The sequence below is a fragment of the Extibacter muris genome, assembly GCF_004345005.1.
GTDB lineage: Bacteria > Bacillota > Clostridia > Lachnospirales > Lachnospiraceae > Extibacter > Extibacter muris.
In genome coordinates this window covers 184316-204885 of record NZ_SMMX01000002.1, presented here as the reverse complement: position 1 = coordinate 204885, position 20570 = coordinate 184316, and the positions used below count along the sequence as shown (strand labels likewise).

The 20570-nt window shown below is 47.5% G+C and carries 16 protein-coding genes and 2 pseudogenes; 3 read left to right on the top strand and 15 right to left on the bottom strand.

The window, feature by feature from the left end:
* Window positions 1–12: 12 nt before the first annotated feature.
* The 5 genes from E1963_RS02815 to E1963_RS02790 form a co-directional block, all read right to left on the bottom strand.
* A complete protein-coding gene (locus tag E1963_RS02815; protein ID WP_132275001.1) occupies window positions 13–624 on the bottom strand; it encodes an ABC transporter permease in 612 nt (203 codons plus the stop codon).
* Window positions 621–1031 (bottom strand): ATP-binding protein DrrA1-3 family domain-containing protein, encoded by a 411-nt coding sequence (locus E1963_RS02810; protein WP_243117536.1) that lies wholly within the window; start codon window positions 1029–1031, stop codon window positions 621–623. Before E1963_RS02810 ends, E1963_RS02815 begins: the two co-directional genes overlap by 4 nt.
* 235 nt (window positions 1032–1266) lie before the next feature.
* Complete coding sequence (locus E1963_RS02805; RefSeq protein ID WP_132274998.1) at window positions 1267–2955, bottom strand: AlwI family type II restriction endonuclease; 1689 nt, start codon at window positions 2953–2955, stop codon at window positions 1267–1269.
* Window positions 2956–2967: 12 nt separating this feature from the next.
* Entirely contained in the window at window positions 2968–3816 is an 849-nt protein-coding gene (locus tag E1963_RS02800; protein ID WP_132274996.1) for a DNA adenine methylase, read from the bottom strand.
* A 474-nt stretch (window positions 3817–4290) separates the two neighbouring features.
* Window positions 4291–5616 (bottom strand): helix-turn-helix domain-containing protein, encoded by a 1326-nt coding sequence (locus tag E1963_RS02790; protein ID WP_132274993.1) that lies wholly within the window; start codon window positions 5614–5616, stop codon window positions 4291–4293.
* A gap of 230 nt (window positions 5617–5846) precedes the next feature.
* Between E1963_RS02790 and E1963_RS02785 the strand changes: the two genes are divergently transcribed.
* Both E1963_RS02785 and E1963_RS02780 read left to right on the top strand, forming a co-directional pair.
* Window positions 5847–7019, top strand: coding sequence for a M20 family metallopeptidase (locus tag E1963_RS02785; RefSeq protein WP_132274991.1), 1173 nt, complete (start codon window positions 5847–5849; stop codon window positions 7017–7019).
* A 13-nt stretch (window positions 7020–7032) separates the two neighbouring features.
* The gene (locus E1963_RS02780) at window positions 7033–8433 is read left to right on the top strand and encodes an MFS transporter (RefSeq protein WP_132274988.1); all 1401 of its coding nucleotides are present in this window, start codon (window positions 7033–7035) and stop codon (window positions 8431–8433) included.
* Here E1963_RS02780 and E1963_RS02775 read toward each other — a convergent pair.
* Both E1963_RS02775 and E1963_RS02770 read right to left on the bottom strand, forming a co-directional pair.
* Window positions 8408–8614 (bottom strand): hypothetical protein, encoded by a 207-nt coding sequence (locus E1963_RS02775; RefSeq protein WP_132274985.1) that lies wholly within the window; start codon window positions 8612–8614, stop codon window positions 8408–8410. The genes E1963_RS02780 and E1963_RS02775 overlap by 26 nt on opposite strands.
* Complete coding sequence (locus E1963_RS02770; protein WP_167482092.1) at window positions 8602–9519, bottom strand: magnesium transporter CorA family protein; 918 nt, start codon at window positions 9517–9519, stop codon at window positions 8602–8604. Before E1963_RS02770 ends, E1963_RS02775 begins: the two co-directional genes overlap by 13 nt.
* A gap of 167 nt (window positions 9520–9686) precedes the next feature.
* On the opposite strand from E1963_RS02770, the gene E1963_RS02765 reads away from it, so the two are divergent.
* Window positions 9687–9980, top strand: coding sequence for a hypothetical protein (locus tag E1963_RS02765; protein WP_132274980.1), 294 nt, complete (start codon window positions 9687–9689; stop codon window positions 9978–9980).
* Between the two features lie 26 nt (window positions 9981–10006).
* Here the strand turns inward: E1963_RS02765 and E1963_RS02760 are convergent.
* The 8 genes and pseudogenes from E1963_RS02760 to baiB all read right to left on the bottom strand — a co-directional run.
* Window positions 10007–10609 (bottom strand): annotated as a pseudogene (locus E1963_RS02760) (spore photoproduct lyase family protein); the annotation flags it as partial.
* A 480-nt stretch (window positions 10610–11089) separates the two neighbouring features.
* Window positions 11090–11632, bottom strand: a complete 543-nt coding sequence (locus tag E1963_RS02755; protein WP_132274977.1) for a nuclear transport factor 2 family protein — start codon at window positions 11630–11632, stop codon at window positions 11090–11092.
* Between the two features lie 65 nt (window positions 11633–11697).
* Window positions 11698–13683, bottom strand: a complete 1986-nt coding sequence (locus E1963_RS02750; RefSeq protein ID WP_132274974.1) for an NAD(P)/FAD-dependent oxidoreductase — start codon at window positions 13681–13683, stop codon at window positions 11698–11700.
* A 19-nt stretch (window positions 13684–13702) separates the two neighbouring features.
* Window positions 13703–15130, bottom strand: a complete 1428-nt coding sequence (locus E1963_RS02745) for an MFS transporter (protein WP_132274971.1) — start codon at window positions 15128–15130, stop codon at window positions 13703–13705.
* A gap of 54 nt (window positions 15131–15184) precedes the next feature.
* Window positions 15185–16459 (bottom strand): bile acid CoA-transferase BaiF, encoded by a 1275-nt coding sequence (gene baiF, locus E1963_RS02740; protein WP_132274968.1) that lies wholly within the window; start codon window positions 16457–16459, stop codon window positions 15185–15187.
* 26 nt (window positions 16460–16485) lie between these two features.
* On the bottom strand, window positions 16486–16995 hold the full coding sequence (baiE, locus tag E1963_RS02735; RefSeq protein WP_132274965.1) for a bile acid 7alpha-dehydratase: 510 nt from the start codon (window positions 16993–16995) through the stop codon (window positions 16486–16488).
* A 50-nt stretch (window positions 16996–17045) separates the two neighbouring features.
* The gene (gene baiCD / locus E1963_RS22485; protein ID WP_132275333.1) at window positions 17046–18965 is read right to left on the bottom strand and encodes a bile acid Fe-S flavoenzyme BaiCD; all 1920 of its coding nucleotides are present in this window, start codon (window positions 18963–18965) and stop codon (window positions 17046–17048) included.
* A 78-nt stretch (window positions 18966–19043) separates the two neighbouring features.
* Window positions 19044–20543 (bottom strand): annotated as a pseudogene (gene baiB, locus E1963_RS22480) (bile acid--CoA ligase BaiB); the annotation flags it as partial.
* Window positions 20544–20570: the final 27 nt, after the last annotated feature.

The window sequence follows — 20570 nt, the reverse complement described above, 5'->3', positions numbered from 1 at the left end:
ACCTGTTCTTTTTTACAGTTGTTTCTTGTCAAACAGTACAATTCCCGCCAGTACCGCTGCTACCGTCAGCGCCGCGGCCACTGCTGCCGCCGGCAGAAAATCCAAGGCCTTGAGCGTTCCGTCGATGAGGGACATGTTCTCCGATGCCAGCCTGACCGGGCTGTACCTGCTTATGCTGTGCAGCATCGACATCAGCATTCCGGCAAGCAGCAGGCCTCCCGTAACCGCAAACGCGAGGTAATAGCCCGCGCTCCAGAGCACGGCCGCGCCTGTGAATTTGGACAGCCAGACAGTCTTTCTCTTAAGTCCTTTCGTCAGCACAGGCAGGAGCGTCCCTCTGCTTTGTTCCTGTGATACTGTTCCGCTTGTGATGATTACCATGACGACGAGTCCAATCTGAGGTACGTTCTTAAAAAACTGCACCCATGCATCCGCAATTACCGGCTCCGGAATCTCCATCTTCATCCCTGCAGGCATGAAATTTTCCACCAGCTTCGGAAGATATTTCGCGGAGACGGGATTCACAAAGCCGAGCATGAGGAATACCATAAGAATGATGAGCAGTTTGTAGGACCGTATATACTCCGTAAATTCCTTTTTTGTAAATGCCATAAATCCTCTCATTTAACTGCCTCCATAAATAGATTTTCCAGCGACGGCTCCTGAATCTCCAGCTTTTCCACCGCTGTACGGCTCCTGGCCAGGCTCCTCATCAGCCGGTGCTGTACTTCATCGATGTTCTGCGCATGAATGACAAGCGACACGTTATCCTGCTGTGTTACCTGCAGCCCCTTAAGCTCCCCGAGCAACCCCTGCATATCCTCCGGGCGGCGGAGTTCCAGAAACAGTGCATCTACCATGTGCCGCGTCTTCAGCTCCTCCAGTTTCCCGTCCTGAATGATAGTTCCGTTGTGAAGTATGGCAACAGAGTCGCAGATACGCTCTACATCGGACAGAATATGAGTGGAAAAGATGACAGTCGTCTTCTCCTTTACCTGTTCCAGTATGTCAAGTATCTCTTTACGTCCCATGGGATCCAGCGCCGATGTCGGCTCGTCGCATATGAGAAGCTTCGGTTCATTCAGTAGCCTCTTGTTTTTTGTGCCCCCCTTGTTAGATAACGGGGGCTTTATAATCGCTCGCCACAGGCTCGCTCACAACCAAAGTGAACCAGACGTTTGACAGCTTCGCTGTCATGGCTTGATGTCTGCGACCGCCACCACGTCTGAATCACTCTAATAAATGCCATGATTTTATAATATTAAGTTAAGCAACCAGCCACTTATCAACACATTGTTGAATACATTGATACCAATTACTTTCATCAGTTGCAGTTTCACATTCTTTCAAAACCTCATCTAAAAAAGAACGTATATCATTGGGAACTGGTCGTGTTTTATAGTTATAAGAATTTTCAACAAGTTTCATAAACCAATCTAATTCTAAAGGTATAATCTGTGATTTTCCACCATATAAAGCAATTCGAAGATGATTTAATCCATAAAAATGTGCTAATGTCGCTGGATTTATGGTTGGAGCAATAAATAAACAATATGTTTCTTTTCCAGAGCGTTTTTTTAATTGTCCATAATGTCGAGCCACCGACTCTCCTTCTGCTTCATACTGACGTTGTCCAGATTGCATAGTAACCTCTACAGATAATGAAAAATCTTCATAATCGCATTCGATATCTGGCATATTGCCTCCAGCAGTAGAAAGTGGTTGCCCTAAATCATCAAAATTAAAATTACCTTTAATATTTCCTCCATTAAGCATTGTCATTGCTCTCCAAGTATTATATTCCAACATTAACGGAGCATCATAGTATTCATCCGAAACTATCTCGTTAAACGTATCTATAATTTCCGAATATAAAGCATACGATTTTAGTTCTGTAACTTGATTATGTATTACATTTTCTTTATGTTGTTTTACTATCACATCTCTCAAGTCTTTTAATTCTTCAATTTCTTTGTCAATTAACTCTCTTTTTGTGAATGAACCAATTCTCATTAAAATATCTATAAGGTTGTCTTTATTGTCAGTATATAATACTGGATTTGATGAAGAAAATAAATATTCTTTATATCTCTTTAAATCATTAACAAAAACGGGATTTCTTTCTATATTTTTTAAAATGTAATCCACTTCAATGAGTTTATCTTTAAAAATAGAAATCGAACGATTTTTTTGAGAAATTGCAACTAACTCAGTATATCTCAAGTAACGAAAACATGCGTCTGCATAATCTCTCATATTTCCTTTTTGGGTTTTGATGAATTTTTGTAAACTTGCGTCTTGAGTCTCTCTTGTCTTTGTCTGTCCCTTAACAATTCTATCTTCATAAATTTCTAAAATAGCATTTTCCCATGTTATTCCAACAAACTGTTTGTATCTTCCTATATTATTCTTCTTATCATCTCGAAATTGAAGAATTTTATTCTTAATTTTATCAAGCTTTCTATAGTCTGTCATTTGGACAGCAAATATTTTAAATTCATCAAATGATATATATTCTAACTCTCTAATAAGTCGTAAAATTTCTAGATATGGTTTAATATAAAATGTATCTTGTATACTTTTATGCTCTACATGGTAAGGTGAAGGTAATTGAAATTTTAAAAGTTGTCTCAAAAAAATTTCTTTCGGTCTATTCCCATATACTAAAGCGTTTCCTGCTTCTGTCAATTTAATGACTGGCTTTAAATCAACAAAACCTAACGATTTTGGAGCACGTGTAATTCTATCACGTGCACTAAAATCCTTATTTGAACTTGAACCTTTTCCCTCAAAAAAATCACTTTTTGAAAGTTTATCCATAAACTTTCTTTGTGTACTTACATTCCATATCTCATCTTCAAAACTATCATTCAATAATTTGATTTCTGGTATCATTTTTGATGGTGTTCTTGGTGAAGTAGTAAAAAATAATAATCTGTTTTTAATTGTAGCCATGATAATATACCTCTAATAATTCTTAACAACTATATGCATTTTATCATTGTTAAAACGATTCTTTATATTTACTGAATAATTTTTGTAATATTCATCAAAAATATAGTCTTTATAAAGTTCTTCTGTTAAAGGTGTCTTACCGATAATCATCAATGCCCTACAAGGCAATTTTTTAAATTCTTCAGCCAGCCTTCTATGTTGTTCTTCATCAAAACCATTCATCATGTCTATATTTCCATAATCGTTAAAAACACAATCATATGGCGGATCAAGAAAAATAAAGTCGTCCTCTTGTGCCATATCAAAAATCTTCTTATAGTCTAAATTATATAATTCAGTCCTTTGGAGTAATTCGCTATGCTGTTCTGTAATTAAACGTGTATTCAAATTAGGATAACGTCCAAAAGGAACGTTATATTCTCCACTATTGTTATAACGAATCATACCTGAATAAGCCGTTTTATTTATAAAAAAATACAAAACTCCATCTAAAAACTCTCCGTCGGGATAATTAAATAATTCTCTTATTTTATAATATAATTCTTCATTGGCATTAGGAACCCTCTCATCAGGCGAAAGTGTTTTTAAACGCTTGTATTCTGTTTGATTTTTTTCATATAATGATTGCAATTCATCAAGTTGTTTTCTCATTTCTGGATAATTGTCCCTAAGTTCTTGATAGAAGGTCATTAAACGAGTGTTCAAATCGTTAATAATTGCATTATCTGGCTCGAGATAAAAATAAACTGCACCCCCACCAAAAAACGGCTCTATATATCGGTTAAAATCATCTGGAATATATTGAAGAAAACGAGGGATTTCTCTTGATTTACCACCACGGTATTTCAAAACTGGATTCATATAAAACGCCTACCTTTCTGAATAAATTTCAAAGGATTATATTAACACAAATTTAAACAACAATCTATACCATGTGTAACTTTAAATTCCAATCTATTATAACATTTCTGTACTACATTTACCATTCTTTTCTCAATATACATCATGAATTTTACAATCATGCAAGCAGGTAAACACAGGTTATTTCTTAATATCCTTTTGTTTGGGAAACTCCGGTCTCCCACTTTGACACCGATGATTTGGATACTCCCATTTACTCTGCAAGCTGTTCCTGGGTGATTCCCGACTCCCGCCTGCATTTCATAATATTTTTGCCTATATTCATGGCAGCCATTTAACTTACCTCCTTCCTATAAACCCATTATAGTATTATTATCCGCACAATCAACGGATTAAGACGCAACAAAAAGAAAAAAAGTTTCCAAATCGGAAACTTTTACGGCACGCAATACGCACATACCTTCCTTACTTATATTACTCACCTCCGCCTTTAAAATTCAGCTCATAGACTTTCACAGGCCGCCCTTTTGAAGTCACGGACTGGGTATAGACGATTACAGCCGCGCCGCCCTTCTCCAGATTATTCAGAATCCGGTTTGCATTCCGCACAGTGACTCCCAGGCGCTCTGCCAGATCCTGGGTTGTCATTTTATTTGTCCCGGTCATTTTAATAATGGAAATCATCTTCTGAATCGTAAGCGTAGACAGTTTACACCGTTCCGCAACTCTGCAGATATCCTCAGAGATATGCTTCTGCACTTCCATGTACTGTTCTGTGTTCAGAGGTCCGATCAGACTGTGCGTCTCATCTACGACAAAGCTACCTCTGACAACAAGCGCTTCTTTTAAAGCTTCTCTGGCATTCCCCCTGGCATCGGAAATATTGTTCCCGATACCATAGCCAACCGCGGCGTCAACGCCATATTTTTCCTTCAAATCCATACTCAGATGACAGATACGAAGCTCCTCTGTCAGAAAGTTGACCACCTTCAGGCTAGTGAACATATGGTAGCTGTCTTTCTCCTCCTGAAGAATAATGTCTAACGCCATATCCCCTTTTAACTCAAGCAGCGCTTCCTTCAGCGCCTTTCCGGTCTGTTCCGTCTTTTCAGCAGTTGTATCCGCCACAGCGATAACGGCCGGAAGGTTCTCGCGCAGACGATTGATTTCTATCCGCGCCATCAGATTCTCGATCAGATACTGGATGTTCTCTTTTGCAGGATAAGGATAACAATATGGGATGCCGTGCTTCTCCAGAACCGGAATAAGAGAACTGTACTGGCAGATCACCAGGTCAATCTGATTCTCTTTCCACAACTGAACTGCTTTCTGAGCCATCTGCGCCTCCACAGCCCTGATATCATCGATAGAAATCTGCTCCAGCCACTCGTCAATCTCTGTTCCGATCATCGGCAGTTCTATGTCATGAAGGAAATATTCCACAGTCGCACTCTCATGGATCGGCAGCAGGAAATCTAAAATCACCCTCCGGGTATCCAGATCTCTCTTTTCTACAAACCGTTCCAGAAGAATGCGATAAAGATTCGCTTCATCTGCCTGGAACGCAATAATGGGTTTCTTATGATTCGGGATGGCCTTTTCAATTGCCGCCTGTGCCGTACTGCCGCTGACCATAAAACCGTCCGCCTCTTCTTCTTTCTCTTCGTACAGTCTGGAAATATGGCCGAAATCCGTATAGGCAACAACCTCTATGATGCAGTCAGGAGATATGCTGTTCAATGTCTCCTCCGCAAAATGATATAAAAACTGACTTGTGATTACAACAATTTTAGTCTGCATGTCTTACCTCTCTTTGCTTCATTCTACAAGATTGCCCTGCACAATTCAAGTTGCTTTTTCAGTTTCATATATGCTGCAAATTACTTGTATATCCTAATTGACATTCTCACTAAATACTGATACAATTTTTCAAAGGGACTATTCCATATATATTCTTTAAATATACTTTATATATTCTTTAATATATGGAATAACAACATTGAATCATTAATATTCAAGGAGGAATGAGTATGGATTTTTTCGAACGCGCTAAAGAACTGCAGCCGGAAACCATTGCAAACCGCAGGTATTTGCACACGAATGCTGAGACAGGGCTCAATATGCCTAAAACACAGAAATATGTCATGGACAGACTTTCTGAATATGGAATTGAGCCGCATATCTGCGGACATGGAGTCACCGCAACCATCGGGCACGGCGGCAGAGTAATCCTATTGCGGGCAGATATGGATGCCCTGCCGATGCCGGAGGAAAGCGGCCTTGACTTCGCATGCCCGACCGGAACAAAAGCACATACGTGCGGACATGATCTGCATGCTGCCATGCTTCTGACGGCTGCCAGAATGTTGAAGGAATGTGAAGACGAACTGGAGGGAACGGTCAAGCTCATGTTCCAGACTGCGGAAGAAACTTTTGAAGGCGCTAAGGAAATGGTCGCAGACGGTATTCTGGAGAATCCGAAGGTTGACGCTTCTCTGTCCTATCACGTAGGGCCAGGAGGTCCTCCGGGCGGATATTTCTACAATAATGATTCTGCCATGATGGCCTCCTGCGACGGATTCCGGATTACGGTCAGGGGAAGGGGCGCCCATGGCGCATACCCGCATTTTTCAGTGGATCCGCTCAACATTGCCGTACATATTCATACCGCACTGCAGGAGCTCGTTTCCAGAGAATGCGATCCCGCCGAATCTTCAATACTTACCGTCGGCCGTCTCGAAGGCGGCACTGCATTTAACATTATACCGGATACGGCAGTTCTGGAAGGCAGCATCCGAACCGTTTCGTGTGAGACGAGAGACCTGCTCGTATCCAGAATGCAGGAAGTAGCGAAACTCACCGCCGAAACCTTCCGCGGGGAGGCAGAGATCGAGATGCTGTCTGAAGTTCCGCCTCTAAACTGTGACACAGAATTCACCAATGAGATTCTGGAATATATGTCACAGCTTTCAACACCAAATAAATATTCCGTTCCTGACATTAAAAGCGGAGGCTCCGATGACTATGCGGAGATCTCTTCCCGGGTTCCAAGCGCCTATATGTTCCTGGCCGCAGGTTTTCCGGGCGAGGAACCTGGAACCAGCCACTCTCCGAAAGTACGGTTTAATGAAGAAGTAATGCCGTTTGGCGCTGCTTGTTACGCTTACTGTTCATCTGAATGGCTGAGAAATATCAATCACTGAGGGGGATATACAAATGACGAATGAAAAGAATGTTTCCACTGTATTGATTCCTTTGTCAAAGGGAAAGAAAAACGCTGTCATACTCGGCAGCGTCTGCCTGATGCTCTCTATCGCCATGTTTGGCGTTGGTTTCTTCGTTATCCAGGGACCGATTCTGGATGAAATGAATGCTTCCGGCTATTATTCTCTGCTTACCATTTTTGCTTCACTTGGGCTTGCTGTCATGACACCGATCGGCGGTAAACTCGGCGACCTGTTCGGCCGCCGGAATGTCATCATCATTTCCGGCTCCGTTTGTGCAGTCTGCGGCATCGGAATGGGCCTGATCCGCTCCGTTCTCCCGTTCATCCTGCTCCGCCTGATTCTGGGCGCTGCACAGGGTGCTTTTACAGCAGCTCCGTATATTCTGATGCGTGAGATCAACGAGCCGAAGCATGTACCGAAATCCATGGGAATCCTGGCCAGCGCTATTGCCGTCGGCGGATTTGGCGGAAGCATCCTGCTCGGCGCTATGGCAGATGCCGGACAGCTTGGCATTGCGATTATGATTCCGGTTATTCCGCTTGTCATCGGTATCGTATTGATTGCAGTCAATCTTCCCAATAAGAAAAAAGACGCAAAAACCGCCATTGATATACCAGGAATTATATGCCTGGCTGTCTTATTAAGCGCTTTCTGCCTCTCTATGAATTACGGTCCGAGTATCGGCTGGGGCGATATGAAAATTGTCTTTGGTCTGATTCTTACAGTCATCGCACTTATCGTCTTTGTCAAAATAGAGAATAAAACATCTGAAGCAATTGTTCCAATGTATCTGTTTAAGAACAAACAGTATACAGCCCTTTTAATCGTTGGATTTATATGCTACTTCTACCAGACGGCCATGAATGCTTACGCACCGCTCGCAGTTCAGAAGGTCATTGGCGCTTCTGCCGCCATATCTGGTTCTCTGCAGTTCCCGCGTTCCGTCTTGACAATGGTCCTGCCGACCATTGTTGGTGTCTGGGTCGGGAAGAAAAAAGATAACCTGTGGCTTGCAATGGCATTTGCAACCGGCATCATTGCCGCTGCATTTGTGCCTCTCGGCTTCACAAGCGCTTCTACCTCGGTCTTGACTTATTTTGTAGCCATCTCATTGACGGGAATTGCGGAAAGCTTCCGTTCTGTATCCGTTACACCAGCCGCACAGGCCACGCTGAGACCTGAGGATCTGGGCGTCGGTACCGCTCTGGTTACCTTCGTCAACTCACTGGCCAGCTTATTTTCCGCTGCCATTTACAGTGTCATCTACGGCATGAGTCCGGACTCTGTGCAGACCGGCGTCAACAACATCTTTCTGTTGACTGTTGCTATTTCTGCCGCAGGACTCCTGATTGTTCTTCTCACAGTCAGAAAACATATAACAGCACAATAACAGATTCCGGGAGACAGCGGGCATAGTCTTTGCTGCCGGGCGGGCGTCTTCTCTTACCGAGCGCCCGCTCAACCGCTGCCGCAAGCATCCTCGCCGAACGGGAATTAAAATGTACGTCGTCCACCGTAACCGCAAGACCTCTCTTTCGGGACAGCTGGTATACTCCTTCTAATCGAACCATTTCTTTATCTTAAATAACCATATTTCCACGATAATAATTGCAATACTTACAATGATAACTACAAGATAGCCATATGGACTCGTAAGCTCCGGCATGCCGACAAAATTCATGCCGTACCACCCTGCAATCAGTGTAAGCGGCAAAAATATGGTTGTGACAACGGTTAAAAACTTCATTATCTGGTTCTGCCTGATATCTATCTGCGACTCATACATCTCGCGCAGCTGGAGCGAATACTCCTGCAGCCGTCTCGTATTGTCGAACAGCCGGTCCGCCCTCTTGGAATACAGATCGAATATCGTGCAGTCATCCTCCTCAAACATATGGTTCTGATTTTCTTCCAGCGTCTCGCTCACATCCGTAAGCTGCTGGTAATATGACTGCAGTGCAAGCAGTTCTTTCCTGATGGTAAGCATCTTCTTGTCAAAATCCGTAATAGCCCCGTCAAGCAGCGCAGCTTCCAGTTCGGCCAGCTTCTTCTCGTAATTCTGGAGGAAGATGACGTCTTCCTTGACAAGATATTCCATGAGCTCAAAGAAAAAATGTGCCGTGTACGTCTTTTCCACGCTAAGCGCTTCTGCCATATGCCTGACGAGCGTTTCAATTATGCCGGAATCATCTACAAGAACCAGCTTTTCCACCGTCATATAGAATCCAAATGTCGTATATGTCCCGAGCAGGTCATCCTTGCGTGGAATGACGAAGGTCCCGATGACACAGTCCTTCAGCAGATCTGCCCTGCAGTAATGGGTATGGTATATGTTCAAAAGCATCTTCTTCTGGAATTTCTTTTTATATTCATCTTCGTACTGCTCAGATGTTATGATATCAACGAGCGCCTCGCCGTCCCTGATATCATCATCCTCCCCCATCGGCACTATGCTGCCGTCCAGCCGATACCGCATCCTGACACCTCCTATGCCTTGATAAATCTTTCTATATATCATAACACAATCAGGAAGTTTTAAGCATATCATATTAAAAACTATGGCTGACGCACAAGATTTTACATATTTTACCATATCCATCGACACCATTTTTATTATATGATGACATTGGAGGTATCATTTTTATGAAAGAATATATTGATTTGAAAGCTTTGGATGAATGCAGGACATTATCAGAGGTCAGGAACATAAGCAGGAAGCTGATCGGACACATCGAAGAAAGGGCGCAGCTGGCAATCGACAGGCTCACCGACATCGATAGCTGCGAAGAAGATGGCCTTGAACATATAATCAGAAGAGAATTTGACGCAGAAGCCGCTCGGATTGAGCAGGAGGCGCGTTTTACTTCTTATGACGTATCTCCTGAAGAGATAGAATCCATGCGCCAGGCAATTGAAAAGCTGATAGAAAAGACATAAAGCAGTCAGCCGGACGGACCATCGGACATTTTAAAGTTTTGAATCAGAGGCTGTGGATTCACGCTCATGCGGAAGATAATCTTTCCCCTGTGCTCCAGATCAAGAAGCGGCTCCACCATATCGAATTTTGTCGGAAAAGTAAGCTTTCCCCTTCCTTCGCGCACGAATCTGGGTATCGTGTACTCCAGATTGCCGGTAATCGTATTCTCCAGGACAAGGTCGCTGTTGCTCCCTATCTCAAATGTCAGCGGGCTGCTGCTTTTCTCCCCCTGTCTGACGAGACGGTCCAGCATCTGCTCCCGGTTAACAAAAAGCCGCAGATAAGCGCATTTGTTGTAATTACACACGAGATAGCAGTACAGGCACATGGCCGTGCAGCCGGAAGATGTATAAGGAACAAGATAATCTGAGACTTTATGGTTCTCCACGTACTTGTGCGTTTTCCGTATGCCGATGATGAGGTTCCTCTTCATACGGCCAAACTCAGCATTCGGCTTTTCCCTCATCTCCTGGATGGCATTATGGCTCTCGATAGGAATCCATGGCAGGCTGCCAAACTGCTCCTTGAGCTTCTTCCCAAGGGGATAATCCAAGCTGCCCGGTTCATAATAAACTGCATCAAATCTCATAATTTTCCCTTTCTATCGCTGCGAACGTGTCCTATTCCCAGCCGTTTTTCTGCTCATATTATACCCTTGCCGCAGTTTTTCTATCACACTTCCCGCATTCATGGTACAATATATGTGAACCAGACCGTCGGCCTTTGCAGGTGGCATGGCTGACATGGCAGAATGGAGATCTCATATGAAGGTGCTCTATGAAAGACCCCTCGTCGACTATATGATTAAGAAGAAGCTGGAGACGATACTTGTGGAGGCCTATTCTCCAAATTCGTGAACGGGCGTACCTGAGATAACAGCAAGGTTTGCTGACAGGAAAGCGGCGGAGCGCCTCATAGGCAGAAAAAGAGTAAGCCGCCGGATTCCCGGTGATGTCGGGGAAATCCTCGTGCTTACTCCTTCTCTTCGTTATGAAGACACTGTGGTATTGGGTCTTAAGCGTGTCATTGGCATCAGATATATAACAGTGGACGGGATACGGCCTTGACCTTACTCCCATCCCTCAGGTATCCAGCCGTCCGGCGGGAAGGGATTCCGGTACCGGCCGTCGGACTGCTTCGGATACATGCGCATCGTGCTGATGTGCCAGCTGCCATCCTCATACTTCTTAAAATCATCGCAATATACCATCCATGTCTCTATCTCGCTGCCGTCTTCTATGGATACATGATGGTCTTCATACTGGAATATGCCGCGGGCATGGGTCTGATCTATAAGCCATACCATAGGCTGATGGCCCATGTGCATCGTCACGAGTGCCGAATTGGTCCACTTGGATGTCCTTGCCTGTTCCGCTCCGTCTTCCGTCACGAGATAGCCATTATAATAATAGGAGAAGTCCTTTGCAAACAGCTCTCTTGCACATTCCTCTTTTTTCATATCCATGAGCCACCAGTAGTAGTATTTCGTCTCAACCACTTTCTGAAGCTCACATAATAAATCCGGCGTATAGTCCTGTTTCCGGGCATTCCTGATGACTTCCATGATCAAAGCGTCATCTTTCTGCTCTCTGGACATGATCTTAACCGCCATTTTCTCCGCCTCCTTTTAGCCGAAACATGTGCCGCGGCCCGAAAGCCGACCGTTCATAGCGCCCGCTACAGACCATAGGCAGCTTCAAATCCTTCCCACATGGCATAGCTTGCCTGGCGCGCCCGCACGGCATCGCCGATGACGTGTACTTCCGGGACAAATTCTTTCAGGCTGCCGGAAAGCGGGTCATAGTTCCTCGACCCAAGCCCGAAGAGGATATAGTCGAAGCCTTTCAGCCATTCTTCCGTTCCGTCGCTGCGCTGGACTTTCACGTCATGGTCCGTAACTTCCAGGATCTTCGTATTCACATTGATCTGTACCCCGCCTTTTTTAAGCTTACGCAGCATCGGCGCACGATTCGGCTCGCATACGCCGGTCAGCAGCTGGGGCAGCATCTCGACAAGCGTCACTTCTACATCCCCGATGCTGGCTTCATAGCCCCTCGTAAAAGCAGTCGGCCGGGCATTCGCAAGTATCGTCTCGGCAGTCTCGCACGCCACGGCGCCGCCACCGAGGACGCAGACACGCCCCTTCGGAATGACGAATCTGCCGCGCAGGAAATCATGGGCCGTGAGCACCGGATATTCTTTCGTCCCTTTGATCGGAGGTACGAGAGGTCTGGCGCCGGTTGCGACGATGACAGCATCCGGGGCAAACCCCTTCACATCTTCCGCCGTAGCATCCTTGCCGAACACGAACTCGACACCCGCCTTTTTAGCCCTGTGATTCAGGTGGACGAGCCATTTGGTCATCTCCTGCTTGCCGGGTGACACGACTGCCATGTTAAGCTGGCCCCCGATTGTATCGTCAGCTTCCCAGACAGTGACTTGATGTCCCCTCTCCGCAGCGGTTACGGCCGCATACATTCCTCCAGGGCCTGCCCCGATGATCAGCGTCTTCTTCGGCTTCTGGGCCGGTACGGCCGGAAAATCGTACTCCCGCCCCACGAGGGGATTGATATGGCAGCGGCACTGCGGGCTCTGGGCCGACCTGGTGATACAGCTCCCGCCGCAGCTTCCGCATGGGGTGATATCATCAAAACGGTTTTCATAAGCCTTGTTGCACAGATCTGGATCCGCAAGCAGCGGCCGTCCTATGGATACGCCGTCCACGATTCCCCTCTCTACGATATCTGCCGCGTACCTGATATCGTTGATCTTCCCTACCGCATAGACGGGAATGCCGACCACTTTCTTGATCTCAGCCGCCTCATAGATGTTCATGCCGATGCGTTTGCTCTGGCTTGGTATGATGTATTCCAGCCCTTCATACTGCGTCCCTCCGGACACTTCCAGCAGGTTCACGCCAGCCTCCTCGAACTTCGGTGCCAGATAGAGCATATCCTCCAGGGAGTTCCCTCCCTCTGCCCGTTCATCTCCTGATATCCTTAAGAATACCGGGAAATCCGGGCTGACATTTCTTCTTACTTCTTCTATCACTTCGATGATGAACCGTGCCCGGTTGTCAAGACAGCCGCCGTACTCATCCATACGTTTGTTGCGAAGCGGAGACAGGAAAGCCCCGGGAAGCATATATGCATGTGCACAGTGCAGGGAGATGCCCCCGCATCCGGCTTCTTCCGCGCGCCGTGCGGCCGCTCCGAACTGCCGTATGACCGTATGTATCTCTTCAATGCTTATGGAACGGCTCACATGACAGTTGGCATTCGTGTTCACAGACGGCCCAAGCGGCGGTATCTTCCGGAACCCGCAGATGGATTCCGGACCTGGATGGATAATCTGCGGAATGAGCGTACTGCCGGCAGCGCTTACCCTGTCTGCAAATTCCTTAAACTGAGGCACAAGGCTGTCTGAATCAAGGCATGTCGTATTACCGATGTACTGGTAATTACGGTCTATCGTAACAGCGTCTATGACGACATAACCCGTTCCGCCTTCCGCCCGGCGGACAAATATGTCCGCCAGCTTCTTCGGCACCGTACCGTCTTCCGCCTCATAATCCATGCTCATAGGAGCCATGCCTACCCGGTTCTTAAGCGTCAGGGAACCGACCTTAAGCGGGGAAAATAGTTTGGAATCTTTCATATCCATGTAAAATTACCTCTTTTCTTTAATTCTTCTGATGTATTCTCGGCAGCATCCGAACTGCGACAATACCGGCTGCTACGCAGCCAAGCTCGAAGATGGTCAGCGTCTTGATCGATGATACCGCCGCCAGCAAAGTGGCAGCCCCCTCGCTCGCTCCTCCCGCCACGGCTTCCGCCATGCGGCTTGTCACGCCGTTCGTGAACAGCGGCACGAATACGGCTACGCCGAACGGCGCCGATATGTCACGGAACAATCCATATGTACCTGTGCCTGAGCCGGCCACCTCGTTCGACAGCCCCGACAGGGCCACTTTCATAAAGATAGTCGCATTGCCTCCCAGTCCGACACCAAGAATACCCAGCGCCGCCGCAAAGATGGCAACCGAAGAACCTTCTGTAAAGAAATACATGATGCCGCAGCCGATACCTGTCAGCAGCAGGGAGAAGGTAAGTACGGTCCTTGGCTCCTTCTTGTCTGCCATCGGTCCTATGATTACGGAGCCGAGCGACATGCCGATGTACATGATAGAGATTGCAAAGCTGGATATGATGACATTATCCGGCTGCGTATAGCGTACAAATACGATGACGTTCGTCATGTTTGCCTGCATAAGGCCCTGGGTCAGGAAAAGTATGATCACCGGCAGGATAAATGCCTTGCGTGCCATGAACGTTCCATTGAATATAGGGTTGCCCGCTTTCCTCTCCACAAAGATAAGGCAGAGCAGAGATACCGCTGCAACAGCCGCAACGGAGATGAACTGAACGGAGCCCCATCCGATATTCTGTCCAAAGGACGGTACGCACAGAAGCAGACTGAAGAATATGAGGACGAGGACAGAGCCGATACGGTCAAAGTCTGTGAGCTTCCTCTTCTGGAACGCAGTCTTCTTAATCATAAACATGCAGATAAAAAATACGGCTGCACAGAGCGTCACGCATACCCACATCATCACACGCCAGCCAGCCGCATTCATGATGAGGCCGCCGCACGTTGGTCCGATGACGACAGCGCCGCTTGATATGAGCATATAGACCGCAAAACCTTTTCCCGTCTCCTCCGGCGGATACTCTGTGACGATGTATGCCATGACTACCGGCGAGATTGCGGCGGTTCCGATACCTACGATAAACCGGGCCGCCAGCATGAAGGCCAGCGAAGTGGCAACCGCGGTCAGAGCATTTCCTGCCGTGAAGATCAGGATGCCGAGCAGCAGCGTCGTGCGCCGTCCGAGCACGTCGCCAAGCTTGCCCAGGATAGGCGCGCAGGCTGCGGTGGACATTGCCAGTGCCAGTGAAATCCATGTCGTATTACTGTAATCAATCCCGATATCCGCGACAAATGCCGGGCCCAGAACGGCTGTAAATCCACCGATAAGGCTGACAAGAAGTGCGGCTACCGCATATGGAACAAAACCCTTCTTATAGTTTGATTTGGTTGCAGTATTCATAATCTCTCTCCTTTAGCATATATGACCAGTATGTAGTACCACTGGGGACCGGTGCTATTCATCCTTCATATGAGGAATCACTTCCTTCAGACGGTAGCGCTTTATCGTTGTGTCCCTGTCGAATTCGTTCGTGATGCCTTTTGCATACAATCCGTCAATCTCCTCATCCGTATATCCCAGATCTCTCAGGATGTCTCTGTTATCCATGCCGAACAGCGGAGCCCCTCTCCATATTTTTGAAGGATTGTTCTTGAACTTATTGATAAGCCCGAGTCCGGTCACATGCCCGAGCATCGGGTCATCCCATTCCGTAATCGTCTCGCGCGCCTTCCAGTGCGGGTCGCTGATGCAGTCCTCCAGCTCATACACTCTCTGGCATGGAATCTGGTTCTCCTGCATGACGGCCTCGACCTCTTCCATCGTGTGCTCTGCGACATAGGCTTCCATCGCTGCTTCCATACGGCGTCCTACCGGAGAATCGATCAGCCATCCCGTGAATCCCTCCGGAAAATCCGGATCCCCTGAACCTGGCACCGGCAGCCCGATAATCGGAAAGCCCCGCTTACACACTTCGGCTCCTGTCATGCCGATGAATATCGTCCTCTTGTCCTTGCACGTATAGAAGCTGAAGAGCGCTGCCTGCCCGTCTTTATTGCCGGTCCTTGGTACTTTGACGCCATCCGTTGCAAACTGCATCACCCGTCCGTCCATTATGCGGGCAAGCGCCTCATACTGGGCGACATCTACGGATTCTCCTTTTCCGGTCAGGATCGTGCTCACATAGCATGCCAGCATCGCCCAGCACGTGGTCAGGCCACACGCAAAGTCGCTCAGGTACGGGTTGATCTTCAGCGCCTCTGTCGTCCCGTTCAGAGACATGTATCCGCTGAACGCCTGCCCCACCGCGTCATAAGAAGCACGTGAGACATAGCTTGGATCGCCTGTCTGTCCATATCCTGATACATGCACGATAGCAATCTTAGGATTCACCTTCCAGATTTCTTCATCGGAAAGTCCAAGCCTGTCATACTGTCCGCCTTTGGAAGATTCTACCCATATATCCGCCCATTGGATCAGCTTCAGGAATATGTCGCGGCCTTCCTCGGATTTGATATCAGCTACCATAGAAAGCTGATTCCTGTGGTTCTGAGGATACCCATACCAGCCACGCTGATTGTCAGGTTTCTTCGGCCCTTCAAAGTGGATGACGGTGGCACCGCATTCAGCGAGGAGCCCTCCGCCCAGAGGTCCAGCTATGTTAGATCCGCTATCGAGTATTTTCAGCCCTGCAAGGGCACCAAATTTAGGAAAATCTTTTAATCCAGCCATCTTTTCATTTCTCCTTTTCTCTTTGATTATTTCGTTTTATGCATGTTCATCGTTATATTGATCTTCGGATCACGGAAAAAGTGCTCTTCGTATACGCGCAGATATCCCGTCTCAAGAATATACCACTTGCCGTCTACCTTCTCATACTTATCCGTATAGAACGCTCCGCCGTTGACTCCTGCTCCTGCGTATTTGCTTCCTTCGGTAAAGATAAGCTTATCTTCCAGATACCATTTGCCGGTCGCGGTAGTATCGCTGTCTATTGTAATTTCCGGCGTATGCCCCATGTGCATGCTGATCTCCTCTTTCGGCATCGTCTTCTTGAAATAATCCGTGACCTCCTTGGGCCCGTGAAACACGAGCTTGCCATCGGAGTAAGAGGTCACGATGTTTGGTGACAGTGTCGTCTCCAATTCATCCCAAAATTTGCCGTCAAGGCAGCGGAAATACTGGCCTTTCAATTTTCTAATCTCTTCAATATCTTTTAATCTCTGTATCTCTTTTTCCAATGCTTCTAATCTTTGTTCTATACTCATATCTGTCATCCTTTCTTTTTTCATTCTTGCTATGGCTTTGGCCGTTACAGTTACAGTGACATTGCCGCTTCATATCCCTCGAAGGTCGCTTCTCTTGCGTCTCTGGCCGCCGCGGCATCTCCGATGACCTGTACCGGGATTCCGGACGCCTCGCACTTCGCTTTCAGTTCCTCGCATGGACGGGACGTGATTCCCGTGCAGATGACCACTGCGTCGCATTCCAGCGTCCCCTGGCTTACTTCCTTCGTCTTCCTGTCGGTAATCTCGTAATTTACCTTTCCCGCCTCCAGGCTTGTCACAAGCGCTCCTGACATCTTGGCAATCTTGTAATGTTTGAATTCCGGGTTCATGAGCATCCTTCTGAGCATATTCAGTCCGGTTCCGACGCCCTTCTTCTCCATGGCAGTGACCTGGACCCCTCTGGACGCAAGCAGCTCTGCAACTTCCACTCCTACGAGCCCGCATCCGATTACCGCCACATGGCCGGAAGGCTTCGCTTCCCCTTTGAGCACTTCATACTGGGTGTATACGTTCGGACCGTCGATGCCAGGTATGGCAGGCGCTACATACTCTGAACCAGTTGCGATGATGACATGGTCCGGCGCAAATTCCTCTATCAGTTCCGGAGTCACAGCCGTATTCAGGTGGAACTCGATGCCAAGACGTCCAATCTCCTCTGCTTCCCATTTTGCAGCGGCAGCCCAGTCCTGTTTCATCGGTGAGACGCCTGCCAGCGTGAACTGCCCTGCAAGCGCACCTGAAGCTTCAAAGATAACCGGCTCATGGCCCCGTTTCTTGAGGACCTCTGCGGCAAGGAGTCCTGCCATCCCTCCTCCTGCAATCATAACCTTCTTCGGCGTATCCGTCTTCGGAAGCCCCTTATACTCCAGGCAGAGCATCGGATTCCTCGTACATGTGATGTGCCTCATCTTCGGATTGATAACGGCATCGTAGCATCCCTGGTCGCAGCCGATACAGTGTCGTATCAGTTCTTCCCTCCCTTCTCGTACTTTTGTCACCCACTCGGGGTCAACGAGCTGCGCACGCCCGATGGCTACAAGGTCAAACTTGCCTTCCTCGATCACTTTATTAGCCATCGCTCCGGTATTGATACGCCCGACGCCGACTACAGGGATCTTGATCTGCTTCTTTATATTGTAGATATTCTCTATATTGAAGCCATGAGGCAGATTGAATGGAGGGACCTCATATACGGTTGCAAAGGACATGGCGTTTCCACGCGAAATATCTGCCACGTCTACACCAAGATCCGCACTCCTGTTGATGAACTCGACAATCTCTTCCTCTGTCATGACTTGTTCCATCAGCTCATCGATACAGCCGACACGCATGAAGAACGGCATATCATCCGGTATATTCTCACGAATCTCCTTGATGACTTCAAAACAGAACCTGCAGCGGTTCTCAAAGCTTCCGCCATACTCGTCGGTCCGTTTGTTCATTCCCGGGCTCAGGAATTCATGGGGCAGATAGCTGTGGGCCGCATGGAACTCCACCGCGTCAAATCCTGCCTGCACGGCAAGCCTTGCCCCGCGTCCAAATTCTTTCACGATTTCATGGATGCGCTCTACCGTGAGCGTATCCGGAGACTCTAATGTATTCGTCTCGTCAAAGAACATCTGAGGGCTGAATCCTCCGTGCCACAGCTGGACTCCCATCTTTCCGCCCACTTCATGTACCGCGTCGGTCAGCTTCTTAAGCTGGCTGACATGATGGTCGTTATAGAGTCCCATGTACATGTAGGCATGGGGCGCGGGACATAGAGAGACGCATTCAAATATGTTGAGCGCACATCCGGCATTTGCCCTCGCGACGTGGTAGGCAATCATGTCATCCCCTACATCGTGCTTGTTTTTTGTCATCTTCGTGTTCATGCCAGGCAGGATGATTCTGTTCTTTAGTTCCAGCCCTCTGACCTTGAACGGTGAAAATAGTGCTTCGTAACCCATTTTTAAACCTCCTGATATATGTAAATTTTTTGAGCAACCCATTTCATTCCCGCAGAGGCACTGTTCCCTTTCCAGACATTCACTCAGTATCCTCTTCCGGTCCGCCTTGCCATTGTCCCCTCTTCTGATTGTCTTGACATACTGGAATGTCCCTGGAATCTTATACGGAGACAGATACTGGCCAAGAAATGACCGGAGCTCCTCCGCCGGTATCTCATCAGCCGCTTCTATCACGGCGTGCAGCCGTCTGCCCCATTCTTCATCTGGGATTCCGATAACAACCGCATCTATGACTTTGCCGTGTCTTACGAGTGCGGCTTCCACTTCCGCCGCATATACATTTTCCCCGCCGATTACAAGCATGTCGCTGCGGCGGTCGGAGAAGTACAGATACCCGTCTTCGTCCACATATCCGATATCTCCTACGCTCCGGAATCCTTCTTCGCTCACCTCGAGCGGCTCATGGTTCATATATTCCGTGACGAAGCATTCCCCAGGTGAAGTCATATATATATCCCCCAGTTCATAAGGCGGCAGTTCCTTTCCGCTTTCGTCCCGGATAGATATCTGCCCGCCTCCCACCGGAAGGCCGACGCTTCCCGGATGCTTAAGCCAGTCATCTCCCCGGATGCACGTCATCCCGATCACTTCCGTCATGGAGTACATCTCGTAAACCTTTTCCGGCGCCAGCAGTTCTATCCATTTCCGTTTCAGATAGGGCGCGCAGTACCCTCCTGTATGGTTCAATACTTTGATCGATTCAAAATCGTCTTTCCTTATGCCGGGAAGCTTGCTGATCCGGTTCATAAGCGTCGGAACCATCTGTATGTATTCAATCTTGTATTCTTTGATCAGCTTTACGATGTTGTCCGGACAGAGGTTGCGCGTTATCACGAGCGTGTTTCCTGCAAAGAGTCCGTTGAATGCAGTCGAGTGGGGAGCACCGTGGAACAGCGGCCCCACAAGCAGCTGCCGCATCTCAAAGTCCATACCTGACATAGCAAAGAAGTTCTGGAGCATGCCGTCTGTCATTCCGCTTGGCATATTCTGCCGGATGAACTTCAGCTTTCCGCTCGTCCCCCCGGACAGGGATATCATATTCGGATCAGCCTTCACATCGGGAAGCGTCTTCTCCGGATACGGTTCCATCACTTGGTACATCTCCTTGGAGCCTACGCAGAACTTTGCATCAGGTACGTCGAAGTCAGCGAAGGCTCCGGACAGGGATATGACTTCACATATCTCTGCAAGCTCTGATTCTGCCGTCTTGCTCGAGATGGGCATATAACAGGCTCCGGCTTTCCAGATAGCGTACGCGGCTATGATATGCTCGATTGTGTTAGGAAAGGCCACCATTACGACAGAGCCTTCATTAATGCCATGTTCCTTCAGCATCCAGGCAAGCTGGTTGGAACGGGTATGTAGCTGCTTCCATGTAATCTCCGAGACAGACTGGTCTTTGTCTATGTAGATAATGGCAGTTGTATAAGCCTTGTGCTTTGAGATATACTGAAGCTGCTTCCCGGGTGTGACAAAATCCGATGTCCCCAGATTAAACTTGTTAAAAAAATCACCCATCAAGTTCATATTTCTCTCTCCTTTAGA

What these genes read in the sequence shown, in the direction of transcription:
- E1963_RS02815 (WP_132275001.1), bottom strand. Translation starts at nt 624, where the DNA reads ATGAGAGGATTTATGGCATTTACAAAAAAGGAATTTACGGAGTATATA.
- E1963_RS02755 (WP_132274977.1), bottom strand. Translation starts at nt 11,632, where the DNA reads ATGGCGGTTAAGATCATGTCCAGAGAGCAGAAAGATGACGCTTTGATC.
- E1963_RS02805 (WP_132274998.1), bottom strand. Translation starts at nt 2,955, where the DNA reads ATGGCTACAATTAAAAACAGATTATTATTTTTTACTACTTCACCAAGA.
- baiE (WP_132274965.1), bottom strand. Translation starts at nt 16,995, where the DNA reads ATGAGTATAGAACAAAGATTAGAAGCATTGGAAAAAGAGATACAGAGA.
- baiF (WP_132274968.1), bottom strand. Translation starts at nt 16,459, where the DNA reads ATGGCTGGATTAAAAGATTTTCCTAAATTTGGTGCCCTTGCAGGGCTG.
- baiCD (WP_132275333.1), bottom strand. Translation starts at nt 18,965, where the DNA reads ATGGGTTACGAAGCACTATTTTCACCGTTCAAGGTCAGAGGGCTGGAA.
- E1963_RS02800 (WP_132274996.1), bottom strand. Translation starts at nt 3,816, where the DNA reads ATGAATCCAGTTTTGAAATACCGTGGTGGTAAATCAAGAGAAATCCCT.
- E1963_RS02790 (WP_132274993.1), bottom strand. Translation starts at nt 5,616, where the DNA reads ATGCAGACTAAAATTGTTGTAATCACAAGTCAGTTTTTATATCATTTT.
- E1963_RS02810 (WP_243117536.1), bottom strand. Translation starts at nt 1,031, where the DNA reads ATGGGACGTAAAGAGATACTTGACATACTGGAACAGGTAAAGGAGAAG.
- E1963_RS02770 (WP_167482092.1), bottom strand. Translation starts at nt 9,519, where the DNA reads ATGCGGTATCGGCTGGACGGCAGCATAGTGCCGATGGGGGAGGATGAT.
- E1963_RS02785 (WP_132274991.1), top strand. Translation starts at nt 5,847, where the DNA reads ATGGATTTTTTCGAACGCGCTAAAGAACTGCAGCCGGAAACCATTGCA.
- E1963_RS02745 (WP_132274971.1), bottom strand. Translation starts at nt 15,130, where the DNA reads ATGAATACTGCAACCAAATCAAACTATAAGAAGGGTTTTGTTCCATAT.
- E1963_RS02780 (WP_132274988.1), top strand. Translation starts at nt 7,033, where the DNA reads ATGACGAATGAAAAGAATGTTTCCACTGTATTGATTCCTTTGTCAAAG.
- E1963_RS02750 (WP_132274974.1), bottom strand. Translation starts at nt 13,683, where the DNA reads ATGGATATGAAAGATTCCAAACTATTTTCCCCGCTTAAGGTCGGTTCC.
- E1963_RS02775 (WP_132274985.1), bottom strand. Translation starts at nt 8,614, where the DNA reads ATGGTTCGATTAGAAGGAGTATACCAGCTGTCCCGAAAGAGAGGTCTT.
- E1963_RS02765 (WP_132274980.1), top strand. Translation starts at nt 9,687, where the DNA reads ATGAAAGAATATATTGATTTGAAAGCTTTGGATGAATGCAGGACATTA.